Origin of the sequence: Rahnella perminowiae (assembly GCF_019049695.1) — a bacterium.
Lineage (GTDB): Bacteria > Pseudomonadota > Gammaproteobacteria > Enterobacterales > Enterobacteriaceae > Rahnella > Rahnella perminowiae.
Genome location: NZ_JAFMOT010000188.1, coordinates 286,806 through 309,920 on the forward strand (window position 1 = coordinate 286,806; position 23,115 = coordinate 309,920).

At 48.8% G+C, this 23,115-nt stretch carries 24 protein-coding genes, 1 pseudogene and 1 other annotated feature; of the genes and pseudogenes, 1 reads left to right on the plus strand and 24 read right to left on the minus strand.

Translation table 11 applies throughout. The annotated features are described in order from the left end of the window. Positions 1 to 11 precede the first annotated feature (11 nt). Both J1781_RS24885 and J1781_RS24890 read right to left on the minus strand, forming a co-directional pair. Positions 12 to 1,466, minus strand: coding sequence for a protein adenylyltransferase SelO (locus J1781_RS24885; RefSeq protein ID WP_129951720.1), 1,455 nt, complete (start codon positions 1,464 to 1,466; stop codon positions 12 to 14). Between the two features lie 142 nt (positions 1,467 to 1,608). Further along, positions 1,609 to 2,394, minus strand: coding sequence for an EAL domain-containing protein (locus tag J1781_RS24890; RefSeq protein ID WP_238483617.1), 786 nt, complete (start codon positions 2,392 to 2,394; stop codon positions 1,609 to 1,611). Between the two features lie 678 nt (positions 2,395 to 3,072). Here J1781_RS24890 and J1781_RS24895 point away from each other — a divergent pair. Further along, positions 3,073 to 3,667: pseudogene (locus J1781_RS24895) on the plus strand (IS3 family transposase); the annotation flags it as partial. Positions 3,668 to 4,069: 402 nt separating this feature from the next. Here J1781_RS24895 and J1781_RS24900 read toward each other — a convergent pair. The 22 genes from J1781_RS24900 to rpmI all read right to left on the minus strand — a co-directional run bounded on the left by J1781_RS24900 (position 4,070) and on the right by rpmI (position 23,030). Next, positions 4,070 to 4,555, minus strand: coding sequence for an Hcp family type VI secretion system effector (locus J1781_RS24900; protein ID WP_129990440.1), 486 nt, complete (start codon positions 4,553 to 4,555; stop codon positions 4,070 to 4,072). Positions 4,556 to 4,570: 15 nt separating this feature from the next. After that, a complete protein-coding gene (locus tag J1781_RS24905) occupies positions 4,571 to 4,897 on the minus strand; it encodes a DUF1493 family protein (protein ID WP_037037295.1) in 327 nt (108 codons plus the stop codon). Further along, the gene (locus J1781_RS24910) at positions 4,891 to 5,355 is read right to left on the minus strand and encodes an STM2901 family protein (protein WP_217218593.1); all 465 of its coding nucleotides are present in this window, start codon (positions 5,353 to 5,355) and stop codon (positions 4,891 to 4,893) included. Before J1781_RS24910 ends, J1781_RS24905 begins: the two co-directional genes overlap by 7 nt. A gap of 171 nt (positions 5,356 to 5,526) precedes the next feature. Next, complete coding sequence (locus tag J1781_RS24915; protein ID WP_217219166.1) at positions 5,527 to 5,763, minus strand: hypothetical protein; 237 nt, start codon at positions 5,761 to 5,763, stop codon at positions 5,527 to 5,529. Positions 5,764 to 6,244: 481 nt separating this feature from the next. Next, complete coding sequence (locus J1781_RS24920) at positions 6,245 to 6,724, minus strand: NlpC/P60 family protein (RefSeq protein WP_129951722.1); 480 nt, start codon at positions 6,722 to 6,724, stop codon at positions 6,245 to 6,247. A gap of 154 nt (positions 6,725 to 6,878) precedes the next feature. Then, entirely contained in the window at positions 6,879 to 7,268 is a 390-nt protein-coding gene (gene arnF, locus J1781_RS24925; protein ID WP_129990444.1) for a 4-amino-4-deoxy-L-arabinose-phosphoundecaprenol flippase subunit ArnF, read from the minus strand. Next, positions 7,265 to 7,597 (minus strand): 4-amino-4-deoxy-L-arabinose-phosphoundecaprenol flippase subunit ArnE, encoded by a 333-nt coding sequence (gene arnE, locus J1781_RS24930; protein WP_129951724.1) that lies wholly within the window; start codon positions 7,595 to 7,597, stop codon positions 7,265 to 7,267. The genes arnF and arnE overlap by 4 nt, the downstream gene beginning before the upstream one ends. After that, positions 7,594 to 9,264 (minus strand): lipid IV(A) 4-amino-4-deoxy-L-arabinosyltransferase, encoded by a 1,671-nt coding sequence (arnT, locus tag J1781_RS24935; protein ID WP_217139154.1) that lies wholly within the window; start codon positions 9,262 to 9,264, stop codon positions 7,594 to 7,596. The genes arnE and arnT overlap by 4 nt, the downstream gene beginning before the upstream one ends. Beyond that, positions 9,264 to 10,163: a 4-deoxy-4-formamido-L-arabinose-phosphoundecaprenol deformylase gene (gene arnD / locus J1781_RS24940; RefSeq protein WP_129990446.1), complete on the minus strand. Its 900-nt coding sequence runs from the start codon at positions 10,161 to 10,163 to the stop codon at positions 9,264 to 9,266. The genes arnT and arnD overlap by 1 nt, the downstream gene beginning before the upstream one ends. Positions 10,164 to 10,176: 13 nt before the next feature. After that, positions 10,177 to 12,159, minus strand: a complete 1,983-nt coding sequence (arnA, locus tag J1781_RS24945; protein WP_217139155.1) for a bifunctional UDP-4-amino-4-deoxy-L-arabinose formyltransferase/UDP-glucuronic acid oxidase ArnA — start codon at positions 12,157 to 12,159, stop codon at positions 10,177 to 10,179. Next, entirely contained in the window at positions 12,159 to 13,139 is a 981-nt protein-coding gene (arnC, locus tag J1781_RS24950) for an undecaprenyl-phosphate 4-deoxy-4-formamido-L-arabinose transferase (RefSeq protein ID WP_129951728.1), read from the minus strand. The genes arnA and arnC overlap by 1 nt, the downstream gene beginning before the upstream one ends. Further along, positions 13,139 to 14,281 (minus strand): UDP-4-amino-4-deoxy-L-arabinose aminotransferase, encoded by a 1,143-nt coding sequence (arnB, locus tag J1781_RS24955; RefSeq protein ID WP_129951729.1) that lies wholly within the window; start codon positions 14,279 to 14,281, stop codon positions 13,139 to 13,141. Before arnB ends, arnC begins: the two co-directional genes overlap by 1 nt. A gap of 360 nt (positions 14,282 to 14,641) precedes the next feature. Further along, the gene (btuD, locus tag J1781_RS24960; protein ID WP_217218741.1) at positions 14,642 to 15,391 is read right to left on the minus strand and encodes a vitamin B12 ABC transporter ATP-binding protein BtuD; all 750 of its coding nucleotides are present in this window, start codon (positions 15,389 to 15,391) and stop codon (positions 14,642 to 14,644) included. A gap of 19 nt (positions 15,392 to 15,410) precedes the next feature. Beyond that, a complete protein-coding gene (locus J1781_RS24965) occupies positions 15,411 to 15,962 on the minus strand; it encodes a glutathione peroxidase (RefSeq protein WP_217156274.1) in 552 nt (183 codons plus the stop codon). Positions 15,963 to 16,034: 72 nt separating this feature from the next. Further along, positions 16,035 to 17,042: a vitamin B12 ABC transporter permease BtuC gene (gene btuC, locus J1781_RS24970; RefSeq protein WP_129951731.1), complete on the minus strand. Its 1,008-nt coding sequence runs from the start codon at positions 17,040 to 17,042 to the stop codon at positions 16,035 to 16,037. 152 nt (positions 17,043 to 17,194) lie between these two features. Then, on the minus strand, positions 17,195 to 17,617 hold the full coding sequence (locus tag J1781_RS24975) for a DUF2502 domain-containing protein (protein WP_217218740.1): 423 nt from the start codon (positions 17,615 to 17,617) through the stop codon (positions 17,195 to 17,197). Between the two features lie 779 nt (positions 17,618 to 18,396). Then, positions 18,397 to 18,693 carry an integration host factor subunit alpha gene (gene ihfA / locus J1781_RS24980; RefSeq protein WP_004089944.1) on the minus strand — a complete coding sequence of 99 codons (297 nt, stop codon included), beginning with the start codon at positions 18,691 to 18,693 and terminating at the stop codon, positions 18,397 to 18,399. Between the two features lie 4 nt (positions 18,694 to 18,697). Then, complete coding sequence (gene pheT / locus J1781_RS24985) at positions 18,698 to 21,085, minus strand: phenylalanine--tRNA ligase subunit beta (RefSeq protein ID WP_217234335.1); 2,388 nt, start codon at positions 21,083 to 21,085, stop codon at positions 18,698 to 18,700. A 14-nt stretch (positions 21,086 to 21,099) separates the two neighbouring features. Continuing rightward, positions 21,100 to 22,083, minus strand: a complete 984-nt coding sequence (gene pheS, locus J1781_RS24990) for a phenylalanine--tRNA ligase subunit alpha (protein ID WP_129951734.1) — start codon at positions 22,081 to 22,083, stop codon at positions 21,100 to 21,102. A 100-nt stretch (positions 22,084 to 22,183) separates the two neighbouring features. Further along, positions 22,184 to 22,308: a sequence feature (Phe leader region), on the minus strand. After that, the gene (gene pheM, locus J1781_RS24995) at positions 22,259 to 22,303 is read right to left on the minus strand and encodes a pheST operon leader peptide PheM (RefSeq protein ID WP_133845469.1); all 45 of its coding nucleotides are present in this window, start codon (positions 22,301 to 22,303) and stop codon (positions 22,259 to 22,261) included. Its footprint overlaps the feature before it by 45 nt. 125 nt (positions 22,309 to 22,433) lie before the next feature. Then, entirely contained in the window at positions 22,434 to 22,790 is a 357-nt protein-coding gene (gene rplT / locus J1781_RS25000) for a 50S ribosomal protein L20 (protein WP_013576134.1), read from the minus strand. A gap of 42 nt (positions 22,791 to 22,832) precedes the next feature. After that, complete coding sequence (rpmI, locus tag J1781_RS25005; protein ID WP_013576135.1) at positions 22,833 to 23,030, minus strand: 50S ribosomal protein L35; 198 nt, start codon at positions 23,028 to 23,030, stop codon at positions 22,833 to 22,835. Positions 23,031 to 23,115: the final 85 nt, after the last annotated feature.

Consider the following 23,115-nt stretch of genomic DNA (forward strand, 5'->3'; position numbering starts at 1 on the left):
CATTTTTTATGTCAGCTTGAACAGGAAATTTCGAGATGTTTCCCCCAGTCGGGCGGCAGTTTCGCCATCTCGTCATACTGAGGAGCATCACTGTAAGGGTCACGCAATGCCTGATGAAGTTGCTCCAGCGCACTGATATCATCCACTTCAGCCCTTTCGATGGCTTTCTGTGCCAGATAATTTCTCAATATAATACGCGGATTGCTTTGTTTCATGGCGTCCTGTCGCGTTGCATCATCAACATCTTCCGTTTGTAAGCGCTGGCGGTAGGCCTGGTACCAGCTGTCGAAAGCGTCACGGTCAATGAATTCATCCCGCAACGGCGATGTGGCTTGCCTTTGTTCTGTCTGGCTGAGCAACCTGAAGGTCTGGGTGAAATCCCTGCCCTCTTTTGCCATCAGGCTCAACAAACCGGTGAGCAGATCGTTATCCTGTTTATTCTCCGTAAAGAAGCCCAGTTTACCGCGCATCAGCGTGCCATAGGCTCTCATAAGCGCGGGTTCATATTCGCCAAGCGCAGTTTGTAGCTGTTCTGCAGACATCAGACCGGATAATGTTTGTGCCAGACGATGCAGATTCCAGAATGCCACCGCAGGCTGATTATCGTAGCTGTAGCGTCCCTGATGATCAGAGTGATTACAGATATAACCTGGCTGATAATCGTCGAGGAAGCCATAAGGACCGTAATCGATGGTCAGCCCGAGAATCGACATATTGTCGGTATTCATCACACCGTGGGCGAAACCAATACTTTGCCATTGCGCTATCAGCCGGGCAGTACGCTCCACCACCTCGGTAAACCATTGCTGATAACGTAACGCATCAGCCTGGTGATTTTCCAGCAACTGAGGCCAGTGATGTGCGATGACGTAATCTGCCAGCTGCTTCACCTGCTCAGGCTGTTTACGGTAATAGAAATGCTCGAAATGACCGAAACGGATATGACTTTCTGCCACACGAATCAACATCGCACCGCGCTCAGGCTGCTCGCGGAAAACCGGCTCATCACTGGTGGCAATCGTCAGCGCGCGCGTTGTCGGTACCGATAAATGATGCAGCGCTTCAGAGGCCAGAAACTCACGCACCACAGAACGTAAAACCGCACGGCCATCGCCCATCCGTGAATAAGGTGTCAACCCTGCCCCTTTAAGGTGCCAGTCGAAGCGTTTTCCTGAAGGTAAAACCTGTTCGCCCAGTAAAATACCGCGTCCGTCGCCCAGTTGCCCGGCCCACTGGCCAAACTGATGCCCGCTGTAAACCTGAGCCAGAGGTTCCATGCCCGGGAAAATTTTTTCACCGCACCAGTATTGGCGATGTTCAGCATCAAAAAGTGATTCATCCAGTCCCAGTTCACGCGCCAGCGGTTCGCTGTGATAAAGAAGTCGTGCGCCTTTTAGCGGCGTCGGTTGCAACTGTGTGTAAAAGCCAGGTAACTGCTCAGCATAATGATGTTCAAATCGCGGCATAAATCCCCCTTTTTGATAGTGTAGGACTGCAGGGCATTAATTAACACGGAGGAAATGCAGGGAGATTATTATCCGCAGATATCAAAAATCCCGGAACAGCAGGTGCTGGCCGGGATCCTGAGCGTAAAACTGCGTGTCACGACTAATGAAACTGAGCAGGCCGGATGAGCAGGCTGTCCAGTTCGGCGGGCTCTACACCAGGCCATAGCAATCCCTTCATTCCCTGTATGTCCGCTTTACGTAACGCGTCGAAATAGTCCTGCGAGTCTAGCCCGTCGACCACAATATTACGGCAAAATCGACTAACATTTCTTACCAGCGAGGGCATTACAATGGTGAAATTTTCACCCTCATATAACTGCCAGAAAAGATTTTTGTCGAGCTTCACCCACTGAAAAAGATGGTCAAAAATGGGTGCCATGGTGATGCTGCCTGAGCCGAAGTTTTCCAGCCACAGTGCAAAATATTTGTTTAATGCCACCACTTGTTCATTATTCCTGCCTTCGGAAAGTCGTGGAAACGACTCACTTAAATTCAGATGAATGAAAGTATATGTGCTGAAAGCATTGCGAAGATTTTCATCTTCCAGCAATAAGGCCACCTGTTTTTCCTCAACACTGATATTCAAAATAACCTGATTATCGGTAAACCATTGGGCATGCTCACACGCCCATATCTGTTGCTCAGTGAGAAATCGTAATAACTGCTGCGGTGTTAACAGGTTCAGAACCAGTTCTGTAGGCATCACTAACTTACTGTCAGCACTGGAAAAACGGCAAATTAATTCTACAGCCAGTAATTTCCCTTCAATGGTGTAAACCGGCTGGCACAGATAGCTGCTGTTAAAGGCCGTATCGAATTGTATTTTCATTTTTGTCCAAAACATCAACGGCACGGCTAATTGATTAATAACTTTTTTGACTATCAATCAGATCATAAAGATACCGGAGCCCCGGGGTATGACCAAAACATTAAAGAAATTGATATCAAGAAAGAGCCTCTCCGATTGTAAGGGTACTGCGACGATCACGCGAACGGCTGCGAAATCAAAGTTTTTTAAAATGCCCTGCGCCTTGCGGCCTTCTTTTTGAGCTTTATATCATTCAATGCAGACATTTCAGACTAATCTTATCGCCAGACATAAGAACGTGCAACTTGCCTCGTGAGCGCTACCCGTCATTTTTAATCAAGAATTTCTGTGGTGTTTTGTGCCGATGCACAATAATGGATGTTACTAAATATTTTAGCTAATGGTTATAGTGTCTTATGAAATATTGCGCAAGTAGGAGCATTCACCACCGGGCTTTTTAGGTGGGATCAGTGAGTTTTTATAACGTTTTAATAAACCGGCACTATCCGCCATCAGGCCGGTAACCATTGCGGAGAAAAAGTACAGGCGCAGTGCAATCTAGCAGCATCCGGAGGCCATCCTTTCAACGGCCTCCGGAATCCCCGCCGTTATCTGATACAGCGCACCAGCCAGTTTTGCAGTTCAGTCAGTTCAGCCTGCATCGCGGGATAGAGGGCCATGATATGCAGGCAGGTTTGCCTGACCTCCTGCGCATGATAGCGCGTTCCTGCCAGTTTTTCGGCTAGCCGGCCTGAGCTAGCCGGCCTGAGTGTGAAGCGCAGACGACGTCGTAAGGGTCTGGCGACTGAGCGGCTTCCGCTGCTTCGCCCGGATGCGCCCAATCTGACCTGGTCAATGGATTTCGTCATGGATGCACTGGCCACCGGTCGCAGGATCAAGTGCCTTACCTGCGTCGATGACTTCACAAAGGAATGCCTGACTGTCACTGTTGCCTTTGGGATTTCAGGCGTGCAGGTCACGCGTATTCTGGACCGTATTGCGCTGTTTCGCGGCTATCCGGTTACGATAAGAACTGACCAGGGGCCGGAGTTTACCTGTAGCACTTGACCAGTGGGCCTTTGAGCATTGCGTGGAGCTGCGGCTTATTCAGCCCGGTAAACCGACACAGAACGGATTTATTGAGAGTTTTAACGGACGCTTTCGCGATGAATGCCTGAATGAACACTGGTTTAGCGACATCAGTCATGCCAGGAAAACCATCAGTGAATGGCGTCAGGATTATAACGAATGTCGCCCACACTCCACGCTGAATTATCAGACACCGTCTGAATTTGCAGCGGGCTGGAGAAAGGGTAATTCTGAGAGTGAAGGATCCGACATTACTAACTGAGCCTTGTATCTAATACTGGGGGGAGGTCAATTTTCACAGCCTTTGTATTATCCATATTTAACAAGGAACAAATTGTAGAATTGGGTAGCTCATCTGATATTATTAGTGCTTTGTGTAATATTGCACTTGCAGCGACTGCTGTTTATGCCACTAAGAAGTGGTTTCAACAAAAACTATTATCTAACACATTAGATGTATCGCATAATCGACATTAACTCCAGTTACAAATTTGATTGAGTCATTACCCCCATGTAAAGTAAAGTGGGGGTTATATTATCCGATAACCCCCATCCTTCCAAACCTATATTTTTTATTTATTTCCACTCGAATAACTCTATTATTTGATAACTAATACTTACTGATCGTATTATATCAATAGGGGCTATATCAGCCCCAAATGTATTATGCTGTAGTTCGTTCGTTCCAAGCATCGGTATATTGAATGTTGCCATCAACATACTTCCAAGTGATTTTTTCATAACGTAGTGCAACGTTTTCCATATGGCCTGTGCCAGGACAGCCACGGGTATCGTGCATCATTGGAGTTACCGAAATGACTTTCACATTTTCAAGCAGAATGTTGAAGTACTCGACTTCCTGCCCTGCATCGTTGATACAATACCATTTGATTTCGGCAGAGTGTAACGTTTGACCTGTACCAACTGCCTTGTATAAGTAAGGACTTGATGAGTCGATTTCCTTATCAAACTGGAAAGGGGCATGTTGTCGAGTGCCTGTTAGCTTCCCTGTGTTGCTATCAGTTGGGATACTCAGGTTATGGTGAATCGATCTTAGTTCTATGCTTCCTTCACGATCCTTTACATCAGATGAACCACGGATATTTGCACCGCCATCGTCTTTAAGCCATAAGTGAACTGGTACAGCCATTGATTTAGCTCCTTGCTAATCGTACAACCATTTACCGGCTTTTGCCGACTCTATCAACATACCAATAGTAAAATCTGGTACCTGAACTGGAATTACTTTTTTGAATGGATTCCAAGAAACGCGTACATCTGGGTAATATGTTTCAGTACTATAATTACCTTTTTCAACATTGAACTTTGCAAAGTACTCATTCATTAAATCATCAATTTCATACTCATCAATGCTTAGGTCAGTATCGAGATCTGTATCAGGTGTTAGTTCTACCTTTTTAATATTGAACAAATATGTACCGGCATAAGGTCGGATGAAGTCATAGATTTGTTGTTCAACATTGTCTACCATAATTTATCATTTTCCCTTGCTATCATGTTGTAATCACGAATTGACTTGTAAGTGATTTCAGAAACATCAGCAGCAAGTACGATAATACCAAGTAAGGGAATACTCCGGCCTACGAATGGGGCTATATTACGTACCATGACTCGTCTTGTTGTCCAAGGCGTGTATCCCCCTAACCAAGTTGGTAGCGAGATTCCAAAAGGAAATTTCGACTTCTTAAAGACATTACGTGCTGCTTTAGATGCGTATGAAGTACCTTTAGTAGCCCCCATTGGTTTCGCTCTGGTTGATTGATCATTTCTGCCAGAAAGAATTGCAACTATAGCTCCGAAATCTACGATACCTAAACCGAATTGATCTACTGTATGTTCGCAGAAGATCATAAAAAGCATCTCACCAGCAGTTAAATTTGACTTACCCGCATAAAAGTAAGTTCCATTTAGTTCTTCAACCGTATCCATACCTTCCCCTTTTACGTGACGTCTAAAGAGTATACAACTGATTAAAATTATTAAATATTAAAAAGACTGTACGAAATATCTGAATTTACCTTCCTTCGTGATTTAGATCATTCAACGCGGTCTTCGTCTCATCATATAATTTCTAATATTCTGTTATGATGAACTATATTGTTACCCTTCTGCATTCATTAGTGATTTAATGTTATCAATACTGTCTTGTAGTTCTTTTAGTTGAGCATCAGATTTATCATTGTTTCCATATGCGTCTACAAACGCCGTGAGGCTGTTTAAATCTTTCTGTAGTGCTACGAGGTCTGTTACTAATAGATCGTCTGTAACGTTTTCTACGTAGCTTGTGTTAGCCATTAGGTAATCAGTACGTAATTCTGCTTTTGTTTTTTCTGCCATTTTATTTCCTTATAAGTTTTTGTAAAATTCTGCGGTAGCACGTAGTCCATATTTTTTATTCAAGTGTGTGTAACTTGCCGTGGTTCCCTTCTGTTCTTTGTATTTAGTCAGATAGTCCCTGATTACCTCCCTGAGTTCATTACCTATCGGGGAGCTATCACTTAGTGGGGATTTCTTGACAGTGTTATAAAGTCCGTTTGACTTCATTCCTTCTTTCTTCCAATTCGGTTTCCTTTTCTTCATAGTATGTTTCCTTAGTTGATGCCTTGCGGCGTGGCTCGGTGGCGACTTACGGATACTTGCCCAATCACTTTGTAGTAGTTGCTATTGGGTAAGTACTATTTGTTTTCACTTCTCAGTAGTCGAAAGGCCAAATAAAACGGGCGTTCTTTGACTTCCCGTAAGGGGCTGGCAAAAACGCAAGTATGATCTTATTATCGATTTTATATAGACTAACGACCAAAGGGAATTTGGTGCCGCGTCAGATGCGGCGCGCCTGCCAGTAGACTTTACGCCAGTAAACATTATCAAGCGAAGAACGGGTTACGCCCTGACTGGTCGAGGCATGGATAAACTGATCGGCCGTGTCATAGATACCGACGTGAAGACCATTTTCACCGCTGCCGGTTTTGAAGAAAACCAGGTCACCGGGTAATAATTCATCACGTGGTACTTTGGTGCCAATTTTGGTCTGGTCGGCGGTAGTTCTCGGCAGCACGACGCCAAATCGGTCACGGTAAGTGCGGAAGACAAAACCAGAACAGTCGACGCCGCTCGGTTGTAATCCGCCGTAACGATACGGGGCACCATGCCACTGGCTGAGCTGGTCGTTAAGCTCGGCCACGACAGTAATAGAATCGGCAAACCTGCCGCTTGGCGGCGGAGCGTGGCTGCTGCAACCGTTAAGAATTAATGCGGCAACAGCCAGCAGGGAATACATGGATACAGACGACCAGCGCATAGTGCATTCCTTCTCGAATAGCGTCACGGCATGACCAGATGCGAAGGTTTACGCGCACCGGATAAGTCGCCGTTATCTAAGAACTAATAGAATTTAGCGCTATTTTATCCGTCATCCAATGTTTAATGCTGTTTTTTATCGTCAGAAAATACATTTAATGAGATTTTTTTACGGGTTTACTGTGAATCAGCCAGACACCTGACAGGATAAGCAACCCGCCAAGGGTTTTACTTAAGCTGATGCTTTCATTGAACCAGGGCAAAGTGACTGCGGCCACATACACCAACACATAACTGAGACTCAGTAAAGTATATGCCCGGTTGAGCGGCAGATAATGCAACGCAAAAAACCAGCATCCCATCGATAAGACATAGCCACACAGCCCTGCAAAAACGGCAATCAATGCACTTAAATGACTCAGAATAAAGGGAGCGTCTATCGCTGCCAGTGAAAACACCGGGATCTGCACCATGCCCCATTTCATCAGCAATTGTGCCGCAGTGACCAGCAACACGCTTCCCGTACCCCAGAGATATCCTTTCATAAGCTGAAACTCATTACGGCTATACCACACATGATCAGCCCAACGCCGCACCAGTGACGCGCATCGACAACTTCACCGAAACACCCGCGGGCACAGAGCGTGATGAAAACGAAATTCAGACTGAGCATGGGATAAGCCAGGCTCAGCGGCAGGAGTTGTAATACCCGCAACCATAACAGCATGGCGATACCGAGCAACAATATCGCCAATCCGAGCCAGCGTAAAACCTTCGCCATGCCCTGCCCGGCGACCTGTGCGGCCTGCTTCTGACAAAGCTGACCGGCACAGGTGATAACGCTGACGGCAAGAACCAGAAAGAAACCGGTCATGGCAGTTTTTTGTAGAACAGCAGCGCCTGACGATCAACTTGTACCTTTTGATCCGCAGGAGGCAGAGAGGATTTTACGGCAGCATTACGGTCAAGCCTGAGGACCAGAGAGACGTTTCCTTCCTGGCGTGCTTGTTGCAGCCATTGTGAAAAATGCGCCGCATCGACAAAATTGTTCCTGGCATCCGGATAACTCAGACCGTATTGCAACTCACCCTTTTCATCAAACATCAGAATGTCGCTGCGTTTGAGCGCCCACGCGATTGCGGTCGCCACGCCCACGTTGTCTGTCAGTACATAACGACTGTCTTTTAACAACGCCATATTTTGTGTCAAAAAGGGCTGTGGCTGTTTGGAATCCATCACTTTCTTAGGAACAGCCTGTCCGACCAGCAACGCCAGCACCAGCGGGCAAAGAGCAGCCCAATACCAGCGCTTTGTCAAATCCGTCAGCGATATGGCTCCCGCCAGCGCCCATACCGCAAAGCACAGAATACCAATCAGCGCATGGGGTAACTCCGAACGGCTGAACACGGCTTTAATGTGGAACGGCAAAATTCCGGATATCACCAGTACAGCGGCCGCCATCAGAAGACCAAAAGTGATGTTGATCACACCATTCGCTTTCAGTGTACGCAATTTCCCTGACTGACAGATTTGATTGAGATGATCGGCCATCAGCAAGGCAACCGGCGCAAAGCACGGCAAAATATAGGTCGGCAGTTTACCTTTGGCGATGCTGAAGAAAATCAGCGGCATGATTGCCCAGCTCAACAGGAAAAATAATTCCGGTCGTACGACCCGTTTAGTCCAGCCCGCCCGCAATGCGCCAGGTAACAGTCCGAGCCACGGCAGCGCGCCCAGAAAGAGTACCGGCAGGTAATACCAGAAAGGTGCCTTATGCTGAGCATCAGCCTCAGCAAAACGCTGAATATGTTCAACCCAGAAGAAGTAATTCCAGAAGTCAGGCTCACGGTGTGCTATCGCCAGCACCCACGGCAGGCTCAGTGCCGCCGCGCTCACAATCGCCAGCGGGCCCCAACCAAGCAGGGTTTTAAAACGCTTCTCGCGCCAGATAATCGGCAGTACGGCAATAACCGGTAACGCCAGCGCCAGAAACCCCTTCGTCATGAAGCCCATACCGCAGGCCAATCCCAGCGCTATCCAGCTTATGGCTTTTTGCGGTGTAGGCGAAACCCGCAGGCAGAACCAGGTCGCCACCATGGCCGTGGTCATCCACAAGGTGATCATAGGATCCAGAACACTGTAAGTGCCGATACTGAACACCAGTGTCATGGAAAGATAGATCAGCGCCGCTGTGTAAGCCGTCTGGCGGTTACGCCACATAAGATGTGCCAGCCAGAACACCAGAATGGCACTCAGCAGGGTGCTGAATACCGAACCAAAACGCACAGCAAAATTACTGTCACCAAAAATCATCTGGCTGATGTTGTTAAACCAATAGCCTGCCACCGGTTTTTCAAAGTATCGCAATCCGAGAAGATGAGGCACAACCCAGTCGCCGCGCTGGAGCATTTCGCGGCTGATTTCAGCATAACGGGTTTCATCAGGTTGCCATAACAGGCGGCTATTAAGAGGAACAAGATATACCAGCGCGAAAAACACCAGGATCAGGGTGCTCCATACGCCTTTAATTGTTTTCGACATCAGGAAAAACCTTCTTGCTGACAACCTAACCAGCCTTCCCTTCCCGGGAAACTGGCGCGAACCACTTTGCCTCTTGGCAATGAACTCAGATCTTGCGGCAGCAACTCACCCAGCGCGCAAAACTGTATCCCCTGTGCAGATGCACGGGTCAGTAATTCATCGAACTTTTGAGCCAGTGACATGCCTTCTACTTCCGCATGAATGGTATAAACCGGTACACCGCTATCTTTCGCAATAGCATCAAGAATAAAGTCGTTGAAGTTATCGGCGTTAATCTCACCGCCAGCCACTTCGTCATATGTCGGTAACGTCACAGGAATCTGTACGGTACCCAGTGTTCCATTTTTCAGTACCGGCAGGAAAGGTCGCGTTCCGCGGCAATCACTGTTGTAGTAAAAATGGAAACGTTCTTTGACTTCAATGACCCGCTCATCGGCACGCCAGCCCGCCACCGCAGAGCATTCAACATCGTGACCCAGACTTTTTTCCAATGCATCCAGCCCCAGCCGGATTTGCTCTTCCAGCTGTTTCTCGGACCATTTCCCCACTTTTGCCTGCCAGCCCTGATGATCCCAGGCGTGCAGCCCCACTTCATGACCTCGTTTGGCGGTTTCTTTCATCAGATAACCGAGATCACGCGCGATAAGTTTACCCGGCCACGCAGTGCCTGCCAGTAAAATATCCCAACCGTAAAGGGACGCCGCATTAGAACGCAGCATTTTCCACAGGAAGCGCGGTTTAAGCAGGCGCCATAAATGACGCCCCATATTATCCGGGCCAACGCTGAAGAAGAAACTGGCGGTAATTTTATGATTGGCAAGCGTTTGCAGAAGCTGAGGGACACCCTCGCGGGTGCCACTCCAGGTATCCACATCAATGCGCAGACCCACTTTCTTCATGACGGGCACCCTGTCAGGCTTTGTCAGCGTCAGGATTTACTGAGCGCAGGAAGAAATCCAGGGTTTCAGCAACGGTTTTATCCATACCAATTTCCGGTTTCCAGTTCAGCAGACGACGGGCATTTTTGATGCTCGGCGTACGATGCTCAACATCCTGATAACCCTTACCGTAGTAAGTGCTGCTTTCCACCAGATTGAAACCGGCAAACGGCGGGAACTGCGCGCGCAGCGGATGCGATTCAAAGCTACTCAGCAGCATCTCTGCCAGTTCACGAATACTTGCTTCGTTGGTCGGGTTACCGATGTTGATGATCTGACCATCACACAGATTGTCACGGTTTTCGATAATGCGGAACAATGCTTCGATACCGTCGTTAATATCAGTGAAGCAACGCTTCTGCTCACCGCCATCCACCAGTTTGATAGGCGAGCCTTCAACCAGATTCAGGATCAGCTGAGTAATGGCGCGGGAGCTGCCGATACGCGCGGCATCCAGATTGTCCAGTCGTGGACCCATCCAGTTGAACGGGCGGAACAGGGTGAATTTCAAACCTTCTTTCGCACCATAAGCCCAAATCACGCGGTCCAGCAACTGCTTAGAAACAGAATAAATCCAGCGTTGTTTGTTGATCGGGCCGACAATCAGGCGGGAATGATCTTCATCGAATTCTTTGTCATCACACATACCGTAAACTTCAGATGTTGACGGGAAGATGATGCGCTTTTTGTATTTCACACAATCGCGGACGATTTTCAGGTTTTCTTCGAAATCCAGTTCGAATACACGCAGCGGATTACGGGTGTATTCGATTGGCGTTGCGATAGCCACCAGTGGCAGAACAACGTCGCATTTTTTGATGTGATATTCGATCCACTCTGAATGGATGCTGATATCACCTTCCACGAAGTGGAAATGCGGATTGCTCATGAAGCGGCTGACCGCATCGGAGCTGATATCCAGACCATAAATTTCATAGCGGTCTTCGCGCAGCAGACGCTCACTCAGGTGGTTACCGATGAAACCATTTACGCCGAGGATTAACACGCGGGTACGACGTTTCATCACCGCCGTTGGCAGTGTCGCGACACGCATATCCGGCATGATGCCCAGTTCAAGCGCCAGTCGGGAGCCCTGAACATACAGACCGTTTTCGCTCTGGCCGGCCAGAATTTCCAGCGCACCTTCGCCACAGGCGATGGTCAGCGGATCAGAAGAAAGCACGGTGCCCGGTTGTTTGTCGTGCTGAGTAGTCAGCGGACGTGCACGCCATACAGTCAGTTTACGCTGTCCCAGATAAGAGAACGCACCCGGGTAGGGTTCAGTCACCGCACGGATCAGGTTATTGATTTCTGTGGCAGATTTGTGCCAGTGAATTTCACCGTCTGCTGCAGTACGGCGGCCAAAGTAGCTGGCCTGCGTTTCATCTTGCGGGGTCAGGGTGAGGTTGCCCGCCTTCATTTCAGGCAGCACATCCGTCAGTAAGGCTTTAGCCGCTTCACGCACTTTGGCATGAAGTTTCAGCGCAGTATCATCGGCAGTAATAGCCACTTTACGCTGACCAACGATGTCGCCTGCGTCAGGACGTTTAACCATTTTATGCAAGGTCACGCCCGTTTCAGTTTCGCCATTCAGAAGCGCCCAGTTAACCGGTGCACGACCGCGATAACGCGGCAACAATGAACCATGCAGATTGAAGCCACCCTGCGGTGCCAGAGATAAAATCTCTTCGCTCAACATATTGCGGTAGTAGAAAGAGAAAATAATATCGGGCTGTAAAGCACGGATGCGGTCGACCCACAACGGATGGTTAACATCTTCAGGCGCATAAACCGGCAAATCCAATTCAGCACCCTGACGCGCAACGGAAGAAAAGAATTGGTTCTCATTCGGGGAATCAGTGTGGGTGAAAACCGCCTGAACATCGTAACCCGCATCAACCAGAGCCTGTAAACCAACACAACCAATATCATGATAGGCAAATACAATCGCTTTCATCACTCTTCTTCCTGACTGTTGTCTTCGGTACGAACGCCGACGACTTTTTGAACAAAATAACGGGGACGTGCACGAACATCGTTATAGATCCGCCCGATGTATTCACCGAGTAACCCCATACCGACAAACTGCGCACCGATAAACATGAATAACAATGCAAATAGCGTGAACACGCCTTCCGCAGCCCATTCCGGGCCGTTAATAAGGCGCATTAAAATAAGGAAGACCGCAAGAACGAAACCGAAGATGGCGATCGCACTGCCGACAACACTGAGCATTCTCAGCGGTGTTGTAGTCAGACAGGTGATCAGGTCATACATCAGATTGATCAGTTTCATCAGACTGTATTTGGAATCACCAAATTCACGTTCGGAATGCTGAACCGGAATCTCCACGGTTTTGCGCGCGAATGTGTTAGCCAGGATAGGAATAAACGTACTGCGCTCATGGCAGTGCAGCATGGCTTCGATGATGTGACGGCGATAGGCCCTTAACATGCACCCGTAGTCACCCATCGATTTACCGGTAGCGCGCTGGATCATCATGTTGATCATTCTGGACGCGGTTTTACGGAACCATGAATCACGACGGTTAGCACGTACAGTGCCGACAACGTCATAACCTTCATCCGCAGTGGCGACCAGACGTGGAATTTCTTCCGGCGGGTTTTGCAGATCGGCATCTAAGGTAATAACCAGATCACCCGTAACATGGCTGAAACCGGCCATTATTGCGGAGTGCTGACCATAGTTACGATTGAGTAAAACAGCAATGATATGACTGTCAGGTTGTTCGGCAGCAGCAGAAAGCATATCGCCGGAGCTGTCGGAGCTGCCGTCATCGACCAGAATGATTTCATATTGCTGGGTTAATTGTTGGCAAGCGGCCTGCGTGCGCGAAAGCAACGCTGGCAGGCTTTCTTCTTCGTTATAGACCGGAATAACTACCGAGACTTTACGGATAGGTTCGTAATGCGCCACTACTGCGCCTCCAGAAGAGAAAAAAGAGCTGCGACAACGCGATCCACATCGCTGTCCTGCATATCAGGGAACAACGGCAGACTGCACAGACGTGCGGAATTCCATTCGCTGTTTGGCAGATTCAGGTGCGGATAACGTTCGCGGTAATATTTTTGGGTGTGAGCGGCTCGGAAATGTAAACCGGTTCCGATGCCCTGCTCTTTCAGGCGTTCCATCAGTGCGTCACGACTGATACCACAACGCGCTTCGTCCACACGTATCATGAATAAATGCCACGTATGCAGATGCGGATAAGCCGGCACATTCATGGGCAGATACGGTGAGCCCTGTAATTTATCCAGATAACGCTGGGCCAGCTCCGCACGGCGGGCATTCATTTGTGCCAGACGCTTAAGCTGCACGACAGCGACAGAGGCATGAATGTCGGAGAGATTATATTTAAAGCCTGGCTCGACCACTTCAGCCTGCGGTTTCCGCCCCAAAACCTGACGATCAAATGCATCAACAGCCAGACCGTGGAATTTCAATGCACGCACTTTATCAGCCAGAGCATCATCATCCGTGGCAATCAGGCCGCCTTCGGCGCAGGTCATATTTTTGATTGCGTGGAATGAGAAGATTGCGGTGCCCCGGGCTCCAATCCAGCGGTCACGATATTTGGTGCCTGCAGCGTGCGCGGCATCTTCTATTACCGCAATATTGTGCTGATTTGCCACGGCATAAATAGGGTCAAGATCTAAAGGCGCGCCCGCGTAATGAACGGGAATAATTGCTTTGGTTTTTGGCGTTATGGCTGCGGCAACCGCTTCGGCACTGACCATTAACGTGTCAGGATCAACATCAATCATGACCGGTTCTGCGCCGAGCAAAACAATCATGTTGAGGGTGGAAACCCAGGTCTGAGAAGGGGTAATCACTTCATCGCCGGGACCGATGCCGAGCGCCATCAGGGTGACGTGCATGCCGCCGGTGGCGGAACTCACCGCAATAGCATGTTTACAGCCGAAAGCGGCAGAAAAATCCTGTTCAAGCTGATGTGTCTGTGGCCCGGTGGTGATCCAGCCAGAGCGTAATACCTGCCCCACAGCCGCTATTTCTTCTTCGCCCATAGACGGACGGGAAAAAGGCAAAAAGTTTTCCATTACGCTATCCCAAAAAGGTAATTAACCGGTAATGACTGTAGACCGCATTTATTTAACAGTAAGTAAACGCCGCCATGAAATTATGGATCTTATGATGTCGGTTTAATCTTAATTTAACCTTAAGGTTTTGCCAGTTTTGCGAAGTTAAACAGAAAGTAAATAAACGAAAATAAAATAGCGCAAACCGAATAAAACCCATCAATAACAACTGATTAACTTGCTTATGATTTTTATAAAAAAAATGAACTTTATTAAAAAAATGCATTCTTTGCGCTTTTTATGAGCAAATAAGAATTGGGGCAAAGGGTAAACCCCGATAATAATATAATTAAACCGCTATGCATTAAGCTCAGGTAAATCTCAGGTCGCCATTATCCATTGTCTGCCGGCCAGTTCGTGTATCTCAAATGCCACTTTGTATACGTCTGATAATTTTTCAGACTGCATGACATCAGCACATTTTCCCGCCACCATTACCTGACCTTGAAACATGAGCCAGACCTGATGTGCGTAATGCAGTGTGTGGTTTAAATCATGATCGCTTAACACCACGGAACGACCTGCTGCACAAAACTCCGAAAGCAGTTGGTCGAGCGCCTTCTGCTGGGCAACATCCAGGCTGTTCATCGGCTCATCAAGGAATAAAAGCTGACTATCCGGATTCACCGTCGGCCATACCTGCAGGAGAGCAGCCGCCAGCCTTACCCGCTGCCATTCTCCACCGGATAAATGCGTGACCGGGCGGCCAAGCTTATCGCTAAGATGCAGAGCCTCACACAAACATGAAACCGTGCGCTCAAGAGCACCGGGATCAACTTTTTGCGGCTGATGTAGGGATAAATATTGAAATACCGGCATCAGGGATGCCGGCGTCAGTTGCTGACATAACCAGGCACGAAGACGTGCCAGCCTGGGGCCGGGGATATCGGACAGCCGTTGTCCGTCGAGAGTCACCTCCCCTCCCCCTTCTGACATCCCTGCCAGACGGGCCAGTAACGTGCTTTTCCCGGCACCATTTGGGCCGATGATATGGATCCGGCTGCCCGGCTCAATCTGCGTGCTAAAGGCACGAAGCCGACCGGACACGGTTATCTGGCGACATTCCAGCATCGGTGTGTTCACACGCACATTATTTCGCCAGCGCGACTTTGATGGTTTCCATCAGGATTGGATCTTCCGGTGCCATATCCGGTGCGAAACGCTGGACAACGGTGCCGTCCCGGCCGATCAGGAATTTTTCAAAGTTCCACAAGATGTCATCGGGCTTCAGGGGCTGGCGACCTTTGCTGGCCAGGCGTTCATAGAATGCACTGTCCTCCGGTTTTACTGCTGTCGGACACGCCGCAATCAGCGCGGAATACAGCGGATGACGGAGATCTCCGTTGACATTAATTTTACTGAACATCGGGAATTTCACCCCATATTGGGTCGTGCAGAAGGTTTTGATCTCATCTTCAGTACCGGGTTCCTGCGCACCGAATTCATTGCACGGGAAGCCCAGCACTTCAAAACCACGGTCATGCCATGCCTGATAGATATTTTCCAGACCTTCATATTGTTTGGTCAGACCACATTGTGAGGCCACATTCACGACCAGTAATACAGAACCTTTGTACGCGCCGAGCGTCGTGTCTTCGCCATCGATAGTTTTCAGAGAAATATCAAAAATTTCATTACTCATATTTTTGTCCTGCCAGGGGTAGGTGAGGAAAAGGGGTGTCAGGAAACAGCATAGCTGACACACCAAAAAGGATCAGCGGATTTGTCCGGTTCTGATCAGCAACCAGATAAATACCGGTGCCCCCAGGGTGGCGGTGACTACACCGACCGGTAATTCTGCCGCAGATAGACCAATCCGGGCCAGCACGTCCGCTAACAGCAAAACTGAAGCGCCGCAAAGCGCACAGGCAGGCAACAAACGACGCTGATCCGTGATTCCGCAAAGCCTGAGAATATGCGGGATAATCAGCCCGATGAAACCAATCACGCCCGATAAGGCGACACTCAAGCCGACCATCCAGCCGACGGCAAGCACCAGAATATAGCGCCAGATATTCAGCGATATGCCGAGTTGCCTCGCCTGCTGTGTTCCAAGCGACAGCAGGTTAAGCGTATTACCTTGCATGACCAGCCACAATAAAACGGGCAGTAACATCAACCCAAGCCAGATCTGACTCCAGTCAACGCCGCCAAATCCGCCCATCATCCAGTACATCAGTTGCCGTAAATCGAGATTATTGCTGAAATAAATGGCCCAGGTCATTAAGGCACTGCAGGCAATCCCAATCGCAATCCCGACAAGCAGCATACGGGCATTTGTCAGAAGACGTTTACGGGCGATATACAGCAAAAAGAAAGTGACTATAAGCGCCCCGGCAATGGCCGCCAGGCTCATAACCCAAACAGGCAACAGACCGTGGCTTAACATCACACATAAGACCAGCGCAACGCAGGCACCATTGGCCACACCGAGTAAACCTGGCTCAGCAAGAGGGTTTTCGAACAAGGACTGCATTACTGCGCCAGACGTCGCGAGACTTGCCCCCACCATTATGACAGCGACAGTGCGCGGAAACCGTAATTGCCATACGAAGAGACGTGCCTCAGTACCCAGCCATTGGTCCGGCCACAGCCAGCTTTCGCCCGCACTCAGGCTTAACGCCCCTGTCACTAATAACAGCATGCTCAGCCCGTATAACCAGCGGCGGTCACGATTTCTCTGTTGCTGTTCAAAAACTGAAAAGGTCTGCGGGATAGACATGCAAGGCAGATTCCTGAGTCTGACGGTGAGTGACTATCCTACCGATATTAGGCAGTTAGCTCTAGCGAAGAACAGGCGAATGCGATAAATAGGAAATAAAAAAGCCGGTGGCTAAGCACCGGCTTCAAACACGTTGGGGATCACCGCAAGAATTAATGTCCCTGATAACCGTTTGGCGGGATCGGCTGCCCGTTCCCGTGATGATCATTATTATCACGGCGTTCATCATTACCATGATGGCCCTTGTTATCATGATGCTCATCATGGGGACCATTACCGTTTGGATGACCCTGATTATGTCCCGGGGTGTCGTGGTTGCGCTGAGGGGGTTTAGCGTCCCAGCGATTGCCATGCCAGTACATACCATGTTCATTACGTTCACCGTAATGATGCCCCTGGTGATCGTGCCACCACTGCGGTGGACGCCAGTCATAACCATCCCAATAGTAACCGCGCTGGTCCTGATCCCCGAGATGAAGTGATACGCCAGGTACGTTGAGGTCAATAGAAACATTTGCCTGTGCGATCACAGGCAAAGCCAGTGCACAACAAAGCAATAAGAGAGATTTTTTCACGTTAGTCACGCCTTCTTTATTTTTTATGACGTGTTTTTTATATCAGTCAGCCAGGGAAGTGAATATAAGAAATAAACGTTTTTTCGGATAACTTGCTCTGAGCTTACAATAAAAAAACAAATATTTCCTGATTGAAATAATTCAATCCGACGGTGTTTATTAACTATTCAATTCTTATGGAGACGCTAACAAATCTTAACGCAAGGCTGACAACAACCCGCCTGCATTCTATTTATACTCGCCCTGTTTATTCAAACAAAGGATGTATTTTATGCGTCGTGTTTTAGCTCTATTGAGCATTGCTCTGGTTGCCGTCAGCCTCAGCGGCTGTTTATTCCCACCATTCTGGGGCCCAGGTGGTGGAGGTCACGGCGGCGGTGGCCATGGTGGCGGTGGTCCGCGTATGTTCTATAACCAATAATCACATGTTATATTTTTACGCTTAAGCTGCCGGTTAATTTTTCGGTAACTTGGTTCAGTTAATGATGTACGCGCATTATTTACTGAATAAAATGAGTTATTTATCTTCGGGGCTTTGGCCCCTTTTAATTTTAATGGCTTCGTAAAAATCAGCTCGGGAAATAATGAATCTCGCTGACTTTGTCGCCCTGAAATTTAATCTATCAGACTAATCCTGAACAGCCTACCCTTTTAACACTATCTTTTCACTTTCCGTGATTATTACTGATAAGCGTGAAAACTTATTGCGTGTTGTGTATTGATGAACATAAAACGCAGGCAAAAAAAAGGCCGCTTTCGCGGCCTTTTGATGTTTTCACTTATTCTTTCGGAGTAGCATTCTCTACACGACTTTTCAATTTCTGTCCCGGACGGAAAGTCACCACACGACGCGCCGTGATCGGAATATCTTCGCCGGTTTTCGGGTTACGTCCCGGACGTTGGTTTTTGTCACGCAGATCAAAGTTGCCAAAGCCAGACAGTTTTACTTGTTCGCCATTTTCCAAAGCACGACGTACTTCTTCGAAAAATATTTCAACAAGGTCTTTGGCATCCCGTTTGCTCAGCCCCAGCTTTTCAAACAGGTGTTCTGACATTTCAGCTTTAGTAAGCGCCATAGGTTCAATCCCTCAAGGATGCTTGGAATCGCTGTTTTAGAGCCTCTACGCATTTTGCAACGGTAGCGGCGATCTCCTCTTCTTCCAGTGTACGGCCGGTATCCTGCAACACCAGACTAATAGCCAGGCTCTTATAACCCTCAGCTACGCCCTTGCCACGGTACACATCAAACAAGTTTACGCCAACTACCTGATTTGCGCCAACTTTCTTGCACTCTGCCAAAATATCGTCTGCGGGCACGTTTTCGGCCACTACAACAGCAATGTCACGACGGTTCGCCGGGAAGCGAGAAATCTCTTTCGCATCAGGCAGTACGCGGTCTGCGACCTTGTTCCACAACAGTTCGAAGACGACGGTACGACCATTAAGATCGAGTTTACGTTCCAGCTCAGGGTGTACTACACCAATGAAACCAATACGTTCGCCGTGTAAATAAATCGCAGCGCTTTGCCCGGGATGCAACGCAGGATTTGCTTCCACCTTGAACTGTACATTGTTCATTTTGCCGGTAAGCTCAAGAATAGCCTCAAGATCACCTTTCAAATCGTAGTAGTCAACTGCCTGACGCGCCAGATCCCAATGCTCTTCATTTTTGGTGCCGGAGATCACCCCAGACAGCATGACGTCCTGACGGATACCTAAATCGGCTTGCGTATCAGGGACAAAGCGCAGGCCACTTTCAAATAAACGTACGCGACTTTGCTGACGATTCTGGTTATTTACCACTGAAGTCAGCAGACCTGACCACAGGGAAAGACGCATAGCGGACATTTCCACCGAAATCGGGCTAGGCAAAATCAGCGCATCTTCGCCCGGATGCAGCAGAGCCTGCACTTTTGGATCGACGAAACTGTAAGTGATCGCTTCCTGGAAACCGCGGTCAACCAGCAGATTTTTCACACGTTTCAGCGAAAGGTTCGCTTCACGGTGTTTGGTCATCACCAGGCTGGCTTTAACCGGGACATCAGGAATATTGTTGTAGCCGTAAACACGCGCAACTTCTTCCACCAGGTCTTCTTCGATTTGCATATCGAAACGCCAGCTTGGTGCGACAGCTACCCAGTGGTCGGCGTGATGCTGAACCTGGCACCCAAGGCGGGTCAGAATGTCAGTCACCTGTCCATCTTCAACGTGATGCCCGATCAGGCGATCCAGTTTTTCACGACGCAGAATGATGGTTGCCGCTTTCGGCAAATCCGCTTCGGAAGTGGCGTCGATAACCGGCCCCGCTTCCCCGCCGCAGATGCTCAGCAACAACGCAGTGGCGCGTTCGATGGCTTTGAATTGCAACTTCGGATCAACACCACGTTCATAGCGATGTGATGCGTCTGTGTGCAAACCCTGGCGACGTGCACGGCCTGTGATCGACAGTGGCGCGAAGAAAGCAGACTCCAGCAGGACATCCTGCGTTTCATCGTTCACACCGGAATGCTCGCCACCAAAAATACCGGCCATGGCGAGCGCTTTCTCGTGATCCGCGATGACCAGCGTATCTTCTGCCAGTTTCGCCTGTGTACCGTCGAGCAGGGTCAGCGGTTCGCCTGGCCGGGCCATACGTACTACAATGCCGCCGCTGATGCGGTTCAGATCAAACGCATGCATTGGCTGACCGAGTTCGAGTAACACGTAGTTAGTGATATCCACCACGGCATCAATAGAACGCGTACCACAACGACGCAATTTTTCACGCATCCACAGTGGCGTTGGCGCTTTAACGTTAATGCCTTTCACTACGCGACCCAAATAGCGCGGACACGCTTGCGGGGCCTGCACATCAATGGAAATAGTGGCATCAATCGTTGCCTTGACCGGGTTCATTTCCGGCTCAACCAGTGGCAACTGGTTAATCACCGCAACATCACGCGCCACGCCGAGGATACCCAGGCAATCGGCACGGTTTGGCGTTACGCTGATTTCAATTGTGGCGTCATCAAGTTTCAGGAATTCGCGGATATCAGTACCGACTGGCGCATCCAGTGGCAGTTCAATGATACCGTCGTGATCTTCTGAAATACCTAATTCGGAGAATGAGCACAGCATACCTTCTGAAGGCTCACCACGCAGTTTTGCGGCCTTAATTTTAAAATCACCCGGCAATACAGCGCCGACTGTTGCTACTGCAACTTTAAGGCCCTGACGGCAGTTTGGCGCACCACAAACGATGTCCAGCAGACGATCGCCGCCCACATTGACTTTCGTAACACGCAGTTTATCGGCATTAGGATGCTGACCGCATTCGATAACTTCACCGACAACCACGCCATTAAATGCGCCTGCCACTGGCTCAACGCCATCAACTTCCAGGCCGGCCATGGTAATTTGGTCTGATAACGCTTCGCTGCTGATGGCTGGATTTACCCACTCACGCAACCAGAGTTCACTGAATTTCATGTGATATTCCCGCCTTACTTAAACTGTTTGAGGAAACGCAGATCGTTTTCGAAGAATGCACGCAGGTCAGTCACGCCATAGCGCAACATTGTCAGACGTTCCATCCCCATCCCGAAGGCAAAACCGGAATACACTTCAGGGTCAATGCCCACGTTGCGCAGTACATTCGGATGCACCATGCCGCAACCCAGCACTTCCAGCCATTTACCATTCTTGCCCATCACATCCACTTCTGCGGAAGGCTCAGTGAACGGGAAATAGGAAGGACGGAAACGGATCTGCAAATCAGCTTCAAAGAAGTTATTCAGGAAATCGTGCAATGTGCCTTTCAGGTTGGAAAAACTGATGCCTTTATCGACAATCAGACCTTCCATCTGATGGAACATCGGCGTGTGCGTCTGATCGTAATCGTTACGATAAACGCGGCCCGGCGCGATAATACGAATCGGCGGCTGCTGGTCTTTCATTGTACGGATCTGAACACCAGAAGTTTGTGTACGCAGCAGGCGCTTGGCATCAAACCAAAAAGTATCGTGATCGGCACGGGCCGGATGATGACCTGGAATGTTCAGGGCATCAAAGTTGTGATAGTCATCTTCGATTTCCGGGCCGGTTTCCACGGTAAAACCTAACTCACCAAAAAAAGTTTCAATGCGGTCGATAGTACGGGTCACCGGGTGCAGCCCACCGTTTTCGATACGACGACCAGGCAGGGAAACATCAATCGTTTCTTCAGCCAGACGGGCATTCAGTTCGGCGGACTCCAGCGTATTTTTACGCGCGTTCAGGGCTTCCTGAACCTGCGCTTTCGCTTCGTTGATGACTGCACCCGCAGCCGGGCGTTCTTCCGCTGGTAATTCACGGAGGGTTGTCATCTGGAGTGTCAGGTGGCCTTTCTTACCCAGATATTCGACACGCACATTATCCAGTGCGGCGATATCCTGAGCACTCTCTACGGCTGCCTTGGCATTGGCAACCAGTTCTGCGAGATGTGGCATTGCTTTCCTCTTCTTCTGGCCAATATGGCCCGATGTAAAATAACCGTGATTAATCAGGGGCGCGATTTTGACCCTGAACCTTAGTTGTATAAAGCACAGATACAAAAAAGCCTCCACGAGGGAGGCTTAGGCGCTACTTTTCGTTTCTTCTCTTACGCGCGAAAGCCTTCCTGAGTCAGGCGCTAAAGTAAAAAAAGAAACGGAAAATAGCAGTGTTCATGCTTGCGTTACCTTATCGGTTGTAAATCTTGTGCCGGAATTCAAACGAAACGGTGGTTATTAAACAACGAAACAGAATGTTTTTAAACACAAAATATAAAAGAGGGAGCAAGCTCCCTCTTTTACCTGACTTACGCCAGAGCTGCTTTCGCTTTTTCGACCAGTGCAGAGAATGCCACTTTGTCGAATACCGCGATGTCAGCCAAGATCTTACGGTCAATTTCAATAGAAGCTTTTTTCAAGCCGTTAATGAATTTGCTGTAAGACATGTCGTTCTGACGAGCTGCTGCGTTGATACGCGCGATCCACAGCTGACGGAACTGACGTTTCTTTTGACGACGGTCACGGTAGGCGTATTGACCAGCTTTGATAACAGCCTGGAATGCAACACGATATACGCGAGAACGGGCACCGTAGTAGCCTTTCGCCTGTTTTAAGATTTTCTTGTGACGTGCACGTGCAATCACACCACGTTTTACGCGAGCCATATGCTCTCCTGAGTTTTATATTCTAGATGAAAAAAAGTGTATTTATGCGTACGGCAGACATGCAGAGACCAGACCCAAATCGTTCTTGGATACCAGGCCTTTTGGACGCAAGTGACGTTTACGCTTAGTAGCTTTTTTGGTCAGAATATGACGCAGGTTTGCGTGCTTACGCTTAAAACCACCGTTGGCGGTTTTTTTGAAGCGTTTAGCGGCGCCGCGTACTGTTTTGATCTTTGGCATTTTAAATTCCACTTCGCATTGTTATTAACATGAATCAGAAAGGCGAATCCAGCATACGCGGTGCGGGCACCGCGCAGCAGGATTA